Genomic DNA, 11,674 nt, shown 5'->3' with positions numbered 1-11,674 from the left:
CATCCATCCATCCATCCATCCCAAAGATTTAAATGCGATAATCTAAACAAAGTTTGGCATCGGGTTTGTACGACAATTATTATATTATTACTTTATTTACTCTTTATAAATTAGCACATATTATGAAATTTATTATTAGTCTTTTACTTACTGGTCTGGTAGTCGCAATTGCTTGCTGGGTTGTTCCTGGTGCTGAAGTTGCTGGTTTCGGTTGGGCTATCGTTACGGGACTTGTCATTGGATTTGTCAACGCGACTGTGGGATCGATTTTAAGGTTATTTACGTTCCCATTGAATTGGCTTACCCTTGGTCTAGTTTCCTTTATTATTACCGTATTGATGGTCTTGTTGACCGATTCACTACTTGGATCCAAATTTGATGTACATGGATTTTGGACCGCAGCGCTGTTTGCCATTGTCGTTGCCATATTGGAAATGATTATTGGCAGTACTTCGAAAGATTAAAAATACATTCAATAAAATAGCAGGCGTCCGCATCAATACATGTGGACGCCTTTTCATTGCTCAGCGATTGTCCCCCTTCCTTGCTGACATCATCTTCCCTTACGGACAGCATCTGTCGTTTGAAAAACAGCTTGTTTACCGTTCCTATTCCTTTAAAATAATCGTCTAAAATAATTGCCCTTATGGGTGAGTTTATCCTCATTTCCCTCGCTTTTTACAGCAGAATTCGCTAAATTTAATTCTTTAAAAGAACCGCTGATATATGTGCGAACACAACCACGAGCATAGCCATGACACAATGGGGCACTCCCTTCCAACACAGGAGCGTCCTTGGTGGATTACCCAACGTAAACTCCTCATGGCTCTTGTCATTCTACTTACTTTACTCCTATTGAAATATGCTTTTAAGATCAGCCTTCCCTTTGGCATCAACTTGACCTTAAATAGCATCGCCTATCTTCTCGCGGGAATCCCCGTTATTCAAATGGCATTGCGCAAGGCAAGCCGTGGCGATATTTTTAATGAGTTCTTTTTGATGACCGTTGCAACATTGGGCGCTTTCGCTATTGGAGAATTTGAAGAGGGCGTCGCGGTAATGGTGTTCTATCAAATCGGAGAATGGTTTCAGGATACTGCCGTCGACAATGCCAAGAAATCAATCAAATCCTTATTAGATATCCGCCCTGACGCAGTAACGGTCATACGAAATGGGCAGCAACAGCAGATAAATCCAAAAACTGTCCAAATTGGCGAAATTATCCTTGTAAAAGCTGGAGAAAAAGTGGCTCTGGATGGTACATTGAAAACGGAAAGAGCCGCATTTAACACTGCTGCTTTGACTGGAGAGAGTAAACCCGATACAAAATATTCCGGTAATGCTGTCTTTGCAGGTATGATCAACTTGGAAACAGTTGTTCAAATCGAGGTATCCAGCGTATTTGAAGATAGCAAATTGAGCAAAATTCTGGAAATGGTTCAGGACGCCACTGCACGTAAATCCAAAACACAATTGTTTATCGCCAGATTTGCTAAAATATATGTCCCTATTATTTTCGGCCTTGCGCTTTTGGTCCTTATTTTACCCCTATTTTTTGTTCATGACTATAGTTTTAAGGACTGGTTCTACCGGAGTTTAGTCTTTCTGGTGATCAGCTGCCCCTGCGCCCTGGTCGTTTCCATTCCCCTGGGTTATTTTGGCGGTATAGGCTTAGCTTCCCGAAATGGTATATTATTTAAGGGCGGGAACTTCCTCGATGCCATCACTTCAGTCGATACCGTTATCATGGATAAAACGGGCACGCTTACAGCTGGTGTCTTTGAGGTAACGGAAGTTTTTGCCGTCAATGGAGATCCAGAGGAATTACTGAACTATGCGAAAGCCATTGAGGCACATTCAACGCACCCCATTGCGAAGGCGATCGCCAGTTATCATCCCGGCACTGCCGCATTGGAAGCCGAGAAAATCCAGGAAATAGCAGGCCACGGACTTTTCGCCACTGTTAACGGAAAGCCCACACTCGCGGGCAACAGCAAATTACTGGACAAATTCGATATTGGCTATCCGGCAGAGCTAAGGCAAATGGCATACTCCATTGTATTACTCGCCATCGAAGGTCACTATGCGGGTTATATTACTGTTGCGGATCGAATTAAACCAGATGCCAGGGCAGTGATCCAAGCCATGCATGCTCAAGGTTTGTATACAGTCATGTTATCTGGAGATAAAACAGCGGTGGTAGATGAAGTCGCCAAAGAACTTGGACTCGACAAAGCCTATGGCGATCTCCTTCCTGAGGATAAAGTGAGCCATGTACAGCAGCTGATTGACCAAGGACGCCGCGTTGCCTTTGCCGGCGATGGCGTAAACGACGCCCCTGTAGTTGCCTTAGCACATGTTGGCATTGCTATGGGTGGACTGGGAGCTGATGCAACTATTGAAACTGCTGATGTTGTGATCCAAAACGATGAGCCACACAAGATTTTGTCGGCCATAAAAATTGGCAAAATAACCCGAAGTATTGTCTGGCAGAATGTCATCCTGGCGATGGGAATAAAAATCATTGTTCTGATCCTTGGCGCCGGAGGCATTGCAACACTATGGGAAGCGGTCATCGCTGATGTGGGGGTAGCTCTTCTGGCAATTTTAAATGCCATTCGGATCCAACATAAAAAAGTTTAAAAACTGAGCGATCATGTAATGCCCAAAAAAGCACTGCCCCCAAAAAGTGAGATACTTTCTGAGGGCAGTCCTGTTGTATAAAGGATCTCTTTTAGATCCTAGTTAGAAATTTAATCCCGCCAAGCTTTATATGCATTGATCAATCCATTGGTAGAAGAGTCATGACTCGTAACCGTATTGGCGTCACTTAATTCCGGAAGGATTTGATTGGCCAATTGTTTACCTAGCTCCACACCCCATTGATCAAAGCTATAAATATTCCAGATCACACCCTGCACAAAAATCTTATGCTCATACAAAGCGATAAGTCGTCCTAAAGTGCGTGGCGTCATTTTTTTGAACAGGATGGAATTCGTTGGGCGATTACCTTCAAAAACTTTATAGGCTTTAAGCAACTCTATTTCTTGGTCCGATTTGCCTGCTTTCTTTAATTCGGCAACTACTTCTTCCTCCGTTTTGCCATTCATCAAAGCCTCAGTCTGTGCAAAAAAGTTGGACAATAACAATTGGTGGTGGTTTCCGATCGGATTAAGACTATTGGCAGGCGCAATGAAATCACAAGGAATCAATTTGGTTCCCTGGTGAATCAACTGATAGAAGGCATGCTGTCCGTTCGTACCAGGTTCACCCCATATAATCGGTCCAGTCTGATAATCCACCTGTTGACCATTACGGTCCACATATTTGCCGTTACTTTCCATATCCCCTTGTTGGAAATATGCAGCAAAACGGTGCAGATATTGATCGTAAGGGAGAATTGCATGGCTTTCGGCCTGGAAAAAATTATTGTACCATACACCAAGCAAAGCCAATATTACCGGAATATTGGATTCGAAGGGAGTTTCCTTAAAATGAACGTCCGCATCGTCGGCACCTTTTAAAAGTTCCTCGAAATTATCAAAGCCTATTGCCAAGCTAATGGAAAGACCTATAGCAGACCACAGGGAATACCGTCCGCCTACCCAGTCCCAAAACTCAAACATATTTTGAGTATCTATTCCAAAGGCACGTACTGCTTCTGTATTGGTGCTCAATGCTGCAAAATGCTTAGCGACATCCTCCTGAAGGGCTCCGCTCGCCAAAAACCAGTCTTTAGCTGTATGCGCATTGGCCATCGTTTCCTGCGTTGTGAAAGTTTTTGAAGCAATCAGAAACAAGGTTGTTTCAGGATCCACAGCTTTCAATGTTTCAGCAATGTGTGTACCGTCTACGTTGGAGACAAAATGTACATTTAAGCGCGTTTTATATGCTTTTAAGGCTTCTGTTACCATCACAGGACCTAGATCTGAACCACCGATACCGATATTCACCACATCTGTAATTTCTTTACCCGTATATCCTTTCCACTGACCAGCTATAATCTTTTCCGTGAAGGCTTTCATTTGTGCCAGCACGCGTTTAACGTCGGGCATGACATCCTTTCCGTCCACATAAACGGGCTGATCGGATTGATTTCGCAAAGCGGTGTGTAACACCGGTCTGTTTTCGGTCACGTTGATGCGCTCACCCGAGAACATCGCTGCTATCGCATCAGCAAGACCACATTCTTTAGCCAACTGGACCAAGAGCGCTTTTGTCTCTGCAGTAATCCGATTTTTGGAGTAATCCAAAAGTATATCTTCGAAAGCGATCGAGAACTTCTCAAAACGTGTGGGATCTGCGGCAAAAAGTGCACGTAGATCATTTTTTTCGCTATTGTTAGATAGACCTGATAAAGAACCAAAATGCTGCGCTAGATTCTTATAGGCCTCAGTCTTTGTAAAATTAATTTTTGGGAACATACTGTTTTTACTGAAATTATTTGTTTTAAACATCAATAAGAGCCTTCAGTATTTCATTGTTACACATCGTGTAGATCCTTAAATGAAGGTTTATTCCGTTGACAATACCAAAACTAAAAAAAAAAGGTCAAATTATCCCTATTTGGCAATCTATATTGGGCGCGAAGTTATTCGATAGAAGCACGAATTTATTAATTAAAATTTCTACTTTAGCGGATATGACAAAAGAACAAATTCAAGACTTGAGGGATCGTGTTACTTCCCTGAGGAGGCATCTTTGACATCGATGCACGCAAAGAAGAGATAGAAAGAGATCAAGCTATTACGCTTGAAGCAAGTTTTTGGGATGATTCCAAAGCTGCAGAGAAAATACTCTTGGCCATAAAAAACCAAAAGGTATGGACAGACCACTTCGACGAAGTTGCAGCGGCGGTTGAAGACGCCTATGTCATGTATGAATTCTTCCAATCTGGCGACGCGAGTGATAAGGAAGTGGACGACCAATATAAACTAGCTTTAGCGCAAGTCGAGGAACTCGAATTCAAAAACATGCTTAGCGCCGAAGAAGATCAGCTGGATGCAATTTTACAGATTACAGCTGGTGCCGGCGGGACTGAAAGCTGTGACTGGGCTGCCATGCTGATGCGTATGTATATTATGTGGGGCGAAAAAAATGGGTATAAAGTGACCGAACAAGATTCGCAGGAAGGTGACGTTGCAGGCATTAAGAGTGTAACCTTACAAATATCAGGCGATTTTGCTTATGGCTACCTTAAGGGAGAAAACGGTGTACACAGGCTCGTTCGGATTTCTCCGTTTGATTCCAATGCAAAACGCCATACCTCTTTCGCGTCTGTTTATGTTTATCCCTTGATTGATGATAATATTGAGATTGATGTGAAGGATTCGGAAATCGAATGGGACACGTTCCGTTCAGGTGGTGCAGGAGGTCAGAACGTAAATAAGGTGGAAACAGCTGTTCGATTACATCACAAACCTACTGGCATTATTATTAAAAATCAGGAATCCAGATCGCAATTACAAAACAAAGAAAATGCGATGCGCTTATTGAAATCACAGTTATATGAGATTGAAATGCGTAAACGCCAGGAAGCTACCGCTGCTATTGAAGGAAACAAAAAGAAAATAGAATGGGGATCCCAAATTCGAAATTATGTCCTACATCCTTACAAGTTAATTAAAGATTTACGGACCAATTACGAAACATCCAATACACAAGCTGTGCTGGATGGTGATCTAAATGATTTTCTAAAAAATTATCTAATGGAATTTGGCGGATAAAGACGATTTCGAAACTTGATGATATTGAAGACGTTCTCTTTTCGAGGCGTCTTTTTTTGTGCTGTCTGTTGCTTTTTTTATTTGGTTTCAGCCAAATTCTTCACCTGACCGACTGCCCCCTTTCCTACACAGTTTGTCACAAAAATTGTCAATTTCTCTTAACAATCAGCAGGCAAATGTTAAAAAACCTTAAAAGTCTACTGCCCATATCGTTATTATATTTTAATCGATTTTTATTACAAATCAAAATTAAAGCACTGAAAACAAATGACTTACTCACATCTTTTTTGTATCAAGAACGTTACAATTTGAGCGGTCGGATCATTTTTGGTACAAAATAAAGGCATGTATTTTGCGTTTATGGAATCGTAATATTTTCATTACAAATGATACCGATTGCGGTATCGATTAAATATAGAATGAACGAATGTATATCTAAAATAGAACGGTTATGAATTACATGAAAGAAAACTCGATCGTATCCAAGCAGATGACCAAACAATGGCAGCCTGCGGTATATGATGTAAATGCAGGAGAAAAGCGATCTGATCATACAGTGAGCAAAAACGAGGAAAGCAACTTTGGTCCGAAAGAATATGGTATTTTTGGAGCGACTTTTTTTATACTATTTGCGTCAGTTTTTGGCGTATACATGCTTCAGCCTGATTTTGATGCATTACGTTTCCAACGTTTAGACAGCATCGGCGGAACATTTTTGATTATTTTCGGGATACTTTTAGCGGCTATTGCCATCAGTTTTTTGATTTTTTTAATTGTACTTCACCGTAAATATAAGCCCATTGCTTCGGTATCAGACGATGAGTTACCTACTTGTACGATTATCGTTCCGGCTTATAACGAAGGACAGTTAGTCTATGATACCTTACATAGTTTGGCTAGCAGCGACTATCCGGAGAAGAAACTTCAGATCATCGCTATTGATGACGGAAGTAAGGACAATACCTTTGCCTGGATACAACGTGCCAAAATGGAATTGGGCGATCGTGTTGAAATTTATCAGCAGCCCAAGAATATGGGTAAGAGACATGCCTTATACCGTGGATTTAAGTTAGGTACGGGAGAAATCTTTATTACGGTTGATAGTGATTCTATTGTTAAAAAGGATACCATACGTAATATGGCGAGTCCTTTTGTAACAAACAAGGAATGTGGAGCCGTTGCGGGTAACGTGCGTGTATTGAATACCAAAAAAGCGATTATACCCCGTATGTTGAATGTTAGCTTCGTATTCAGCTTTGAGTTTGTACGTTCTGCGCAAAGTATGCTGGGTACGGTCATGTGTACACCAGGAGCCTTGTCCGGCTATCGTAAAGAGGCTGTCATGAACTGTTTGGAGGATTGGATCAACCAGACTTTTATGGGGCAACCGTCTGATATCGGTGAAGATCGCGCGATGACCAATATGATCCTAAAACAGGGGTATCATGTGTTATTTCAATCCAATGCATACGTTTATACCGATACTCCTGTACGTTACAAAAATCTGTACAAGATGTTTATCCGTTGGGAACGAAGCAACGTGCGCGAAAACATTGCGATGAGTCAATTTGCCTTTAAGAATTTCCGTCAGGGACCTAAATGGGGAGCACGTATCTTATTGCTTATGCAATGGAAAAAAGTATTATTGTCTTATCCAATGATGTTATTGATGCTGTGGACAGTATTTCATTATCCATTGATGTTCTTAAGCTCAACGTTGGTCGGTATCTTAATATTTTCCAGCATACAGGCCTATTTCTTTGCTTCGAAAAACTCTGACACCAAAGAAGCTTTCTGGGCGTATAGTTACAGTATATTTTATGCCTTCAGCTTATTCTGGATTACACCGTATGCGATAGCGACAGCTGGACGTAGAGGTTGGTTGACAAGGGGTTAAAATTAAAGCAAAGAACGTATATTTACAGCTATATATGAGAGATTTCAAGGTAAAAAAGATTGCCGTCATCGGCCAAGGATATGTAGGATTGCCATTAGCAATAGCATTTTCCGATTTTTTCCCGGTGATTGGATTTGATATTAATAAAACACGTATTGAGGAACTTAAACAAGGTCTTGACCGCACCCTAGAAACCGATAAAAAGGAACTTGGAAATGCGAGAGACTTATTCTCTACATCAAACCAAAGTAAAGGATATGATGCAAGCAATTCTACAGCCGATATTGCTGATGCAAATGTCTATATTGTAACTGTTCCAACTCCGATAGACCGTTATAATTCACCAGACTTGTCCCCTTTGTTAAAAGCTTCCAAAATGATTGGAGAACTTTTGACAATAGGTGATTTGGTGATCTATGAATCTACTGTTTATCCTGGTTGTACTGAAGAAGAGTGTATACCTGTTTTGGAGGCTTTCTCGGGATTAAAATTTAATCAAGATTTTTTTGTTGGCTATTCCCCAGAACGCATTAATCCAGGCGATAAAGTAAATTCACTTCAAAAAGTCATGAAGGTGACTTCCGGAAGCACGCCTGAGGCAGGATTGGTGGTAGATGGACTTTATAAAAATATTATTGAAGCCGGGACACATTTGGCCCCTTCAATCAAAGTTGCCGAAGCTGCCAAAGTGATCGAAAATGCTCAGCGTGATGTAAATATTTCTTTTATGAATGAGCTCGCGCTAATCTTCGACCGAGTGGGCATAGATACACAGGACGTGTTAGATGCTGCAGGTACAAAATATAACTTCCTTCGTTTTAAACCGGGTTTAGTCGGAGGCCATTGTATTTCTGTGGACCCTTATTATCTTGCTCAAAAAGCAACTCAACTAGGCTATCATCCCCACGTCATTTTATCTGGCAGAGAGGTAAATGATCAAATTGCTTCTTTCATTGCTTCAAAAGTTGTTAAACTGATGATTCAAAAAAATATCAAATTTGAGGGAGCCAAAGCGCTGGTATTAGGTATTACATTCAAAGAAAATTGTCCCGATATTAGAAACAGCAAGGTCATTGACATGATCCATGACCTCCAAGAGTTTGGTTTAAAGGTAGATGTCTACGATCCATGGGTAAATGTAGATGATGTGAAATCACATTTCAATCTCGAGCTATTGTCATCTCTTCCTGAATCTGCAGATTATGACAGCGTTATACTTGCCGTTGGACACCGAGAATTTTTGCATTTGGATCTCAACAACTTAAAAAAGAACCCATCCGTTGTTTTTGATATCAAGGGCCTACTCGACCGAAAATTAGTGGATGCTCGTCTATAAGGAATTTATTTTGATTACATCGGTTACTTTATAAGATCTTGATCTACTTAAATTTGTAATAAGTAGATCAAGATTTTGTTAGTATTGACAACTATATCCCATCGGCAATGTTGAATCGGTAGTCAAGTCAGCTGCGGTTGTTCATCTTTTATAAACGACAAAACCTATTTGTCTGTCTCTACAACTTACAACCAACTTACGCTACCGGTCTCAACGTCATAGTTTGCGCCAACAATCTTAATTTTACCCTCTTCTTCAAGTTTACGAAGCGTTGAACTTTGTCTGCGAATGTCACGGATCGCATGTTTAATGTTCTGTTGATTTAGTTTTTCAAGCAACACACTATTTTTAGAAGAACGTTCTTCCCCCTTATCGATCACCTCATTAATGATTGGGTCGAAATGATTTATCAAATGATTTAGGTTATCCATTCCCATACCCTCAATCTGTGCCGCATCCAATCCTCCTTTTAATGCTCCACATTTGGTATGCCCTAGAACGACAACAAGTTTAGAACCTGCCACATTGCAACCAAACTCCATCGAACCTAAAATATCTTGATTGACAAAATTTCCGGCAATCCGGATACTGAAGATATCGCCCAATCCCTGATCAAATATAAGTTCAGCTGAAGTACGGCTATCGATGCAGCTTAGCACCACGGCAAATGGCCATTGTCCCTCACGCGTAGCGTTCACCTGTTCAAGTAGATCGCGGTTAGCTTTCAGATTATTAACAAAGCGCTGGTTTCCCTCCTTCAGGAAATTTAATGCTTTTTCAGGTGTAATCGTCGATTGTGTTTCGTACGTATGTGCCTTCATAAAATTTTATTATTTGGAATATTAAAGGTAAAATTAATACGTTACATTTTAATTACCAATAGGAGAAAATACCTGTAATTTCTTATACAGCCCCAGTAACTTCGTTCTTTGTGTAATAATCCATCCAAGCTTTAATTCTTCCAACAAACATTTTAAGATAGTTTTCTGTCAAAAATATGTTGGACCAATCAAATCTTTGTGCCTGTACGCCCAGATAAAAAATAAAAATAGATGCGCCAGCTTTTGGTATTAAGCTGAGCTCTTTTTCAGATAAAAATCTATTGCTCTGGTATCCCCGCAAGAAGCTTTGCATTTTTAATTCATACTGCTCTTTATCTGATTCTATGAAAAACAGTTGTTTGCAGAAATATCCAACATCTAAAATTTGCCATCCATTTCCACAAAAGTCAAAGTCAAAAATCGTAATCTCCTTTTCAGCTGTAACGGCCATATTATCATACCAGATATCCATATGTATAATTCCGGTTTTTGTATTATCAAAATCTGAATTTTGAAAATTTCTGCCAAACCCCTCGATGAATTCCATTTCTGGCAACTTGTCTGAAAAGAATTGTTGTAAATACGCATAAGGTAGTTCTATAAGAGACTTCTTATTGTAAGACACACGGTTAATATTCTTGTTTTCGGTATAGTTGTGGATATTTGCCATTAGAGAACCTATTCGAAAACAAGTTTCGTTGTCCATAAATCGAATTTTCTCACCTTGAGCAAAGGAAAAAAGTACAACATATCGGATTCCTTCAGGCGCATTTATTTCTTGAATGAACCCTCCGTCTTTATCTTCAATTGGAAAAGAAACACTTAAATTATTCTTCTTCAATGATTTCAGAAGTTCAAGCTCTTCAATAATTTCGGATTTTGACCGCCAATTATGACTATAAACGCGCAAAACGTATTTCGTTTCGGTGTTGGAAAGAAAATACGTGTGATTCATTCCTGTTCTGAATAAGGAACATTGGTATTTGTCGTCTAGGCCATATCTATTTATCACAAAATCGCCTAATTGTCTGGCAGAAAGAGTAGAGGCTATAACCGGAAATGTTGTCATTTTTTTTCTGGAAGTTAGTATTGGTTTTTTTAGATACTAAAAGACAAAAAAAGCTTGCAATATAAATTGCAAGCTTTTTTAAGTTTTACTCTTTCGATCTGTAGCCCGTAGGGGAATCGAAATCTACCTACATCAATCTATTTATCAGTAAATTACAAGCCTACATTTCCCCTGCTCACCGAATAACTCACTGGTTTGACATACGTTTTAACTGCAAGTGCTCATAAACTAATTTATAGTTTTATAATGAACTTTCAAAATCATTTAACACTAGCAAGCTAATAGATCATTTGTTTTACATAAAATTTTCCTTTAAACCCGCGAACCAAATAATATTCTAGTGCAAAATTTTCTGACTTAGTAATTGACATTATATATTTAAACACATCTGTCCTAAATAAATTTTAGGATTGGATTTCTGTGGTACAGGCATAGCTTTTTTCATCATTTCGATATTGACCCCTATTTTTCAATCTGCGAAGATCTTTAGCTGTCCCTTTTTTCCTTTTATAGGTGGCCTGAGAAAGGGATCATCTATCCATTGCCAGATGTTTATTTTCACGAAGATATTCATTCTGATGAATGCGACCAGATTGGACAGGTTCCAGTCATATTTGGCCTTTTTTTGTAAGTATTTTAACAGTAATATGCCAATGAGTGAAGTCCAGATCTGGATCATCACTGCATTTTCAGAAGTCCCTATGAATGTCGATACTTTTAAGCGCTGCTTTAGATGCTTGAAGAAGACTTCGATATGCCAGCGTTGTTTATAGATGTTTGCCACCAAAGAAGCCTTCCACTTCGTATTATTGGTCAAAAAGTGGT

At 39.8% G+C, this 11,674-nt stretch carries 10 protein-coding genes; 5 read left to right on the top strand and 5 right to left on the bottom strand.

Features of this window, described 5'->3' with window-relative positions; genetic code table 11:
• Nucleotides 1–122: 122 nt before the first annotated feature.
• Nucleotides 123–464: a phage holin family protein gene (locus tag B4N43_RS15925; RefSeq protein ID WP_088159802.1), complete on the top strand. Its 342-nt coding sequence runs from the start codon at nt 123–125 to the stop codon at nt 462–464.
• On the opposite strand, the gene B4N43_RS15920 is transcribed toward B4N43_RS15925, so the two are convergent.
• Nucleotides 439–666 carry a hypothetical protein gene (locus B4N43_RS15920; protein ID WP_286735552.1) on the bottom strand — a complete coding sequence of 76 codons (228 nt, stop codon included), beginning with the start codon at nt 664–666 and terminating at the stop codon, nt 439–441. The genes B4N43_RS15925 and B4N43_RS15920 overlap by 26 nt on opposite strands.
• Before the next feature lie 60 nt (nt 667–726).
• Between B4N43_RS15920 and B4N43_RS15915 the strand changes: the two genes are divergently transcribed.
• The gene (locus B4N43_RS15915; protein ID WP_088159801.1) at nt 727–2,643 is read left to right on the top strand and encodes a heavy metal translocating P-type ATPase; all 1,917 of its coding nucleotides are present in this window, start codon (nt 727–729) and stop codon (nt 2,641–2,643) included.
• 110 nt (nt 2,644–2,753) lie between these two features.
• On the opposite strand, the gene pgi is transcribed toward B4N43_RS15915, so the two are convergent.
• On the bottom strand, nt 2,754–4,424 hold the full coding sequence (gene pgi / locus B4N43_RS15910) for a glucose-6-phosphate isomerase (RefSeq protein WP_088159800.1): 1,671 nt from the start codon (nt 4,422–4,424) through the stop codon (nt 2,754–2,756).
• Between the two features lie 218 nt (nt 4,425–4,642).
• On the opposite strand from pgi, the gene prfB reads away from it, so the two are divergent.
• The 3 genes from prfB (at nt 4,643) to B4N43_RS15895 (ending at nt 8,959) form a co-directional block, all read left to right on the top strand.
• A protein-coding gene (gene prfB, locus B4N43_RS15905; protein ID WP_120335852.1) for a peptide chain release factor 2 occupies nt 4,643–5,726 on the top strand; the annotation gives its coding sequence in 2 pieces (ribosomal slippage) (nt 4,643–4,702 and nt 4,704–5,726; 1,083 coding nt in all).
• 451 nt (nt 5,727–6,177) lie between these two features.
• Complete coding sequence (locus tag B4N43_RS15900) at nt 6,178–7,623, top strand: glycosyltransferase (RefSeq protein ID WP_286735551.1); 1,446 nt, start codon at nt 6,178–6,180, stop codon at nt 7,621–7,623.
• Nucleotides 7,624–7,657: 34 nt separating this feature from the next.
• On the top strand, nt 7,658–8,959 hold the full coding sequence (locus tag B4N43_RS15895) for a nucleotide sugar dehydrogenase (RefSeq protein ID WP_286735550.1): 1,302 nt from the start codon (nt 7,658–7,660) through the stop codon (nt 8,957–8,959).
• A 185-nt stretch (nt 8,960–9,144) separates the two neighbouring features.
• Here the strand turns inward: B4N43_RS15895 and B4N43_RS15890 are convergent, their stop codons facing one another.
• From B4N43_RS15890 to B4N43_RS15880, 3 genes are all read right to left on the bottom strand, one after another.
• Nucleotides 9,145–9,780 carry a carbonic anhydrase gene (locus B4N43_RS15890; protein WP_088159797.1) on the bottom strand — a complete coding sequence of 212 codons (636 nt, stop codon included), beginning with the start codon at nt 9,778–9,780 and terminating at the stop codon, nt 9,145–9,147.
• A gap of 82 nt (nt 9,781–9,862) precedes the next feature.
• Nucleotides 9,863–10,735 (bottom strand): phosphotransferase, encoded by an 873-nt coding sequence (locus tag B4N43_RS15885; RefSeq protein ID WP_286735716.1) that lies wholly within the window; start codon nt 10,733–10,735, stop codon nt 9,863–9,865.
• A gap of 583 nt (nt 10,736–11,318) precedes the next feature.
• Nucleotides 11,319–11,674, bottom strand: a 356-nt coding sequence (locus B4N43_RS15880) for a transposase (protein WP_286735549.1), incomplete at its 5' end; no start/stop codon positions are given.

Origin of the sequence: Sphingobacterium sp. UBA1897 (assembly GCF_002337775.1) — a bacterium.
GTDB classification, from domain to species: Bacteria; Bacteroidota; Bacteroidia; order Sphingobacteriales; family Sphingobacteriaceae; genus Sphingobacterium; species Sphingobacterium siyangense.
This window is presented reverse-complemented; position numbering and strand designations above follow the sequence as displayed.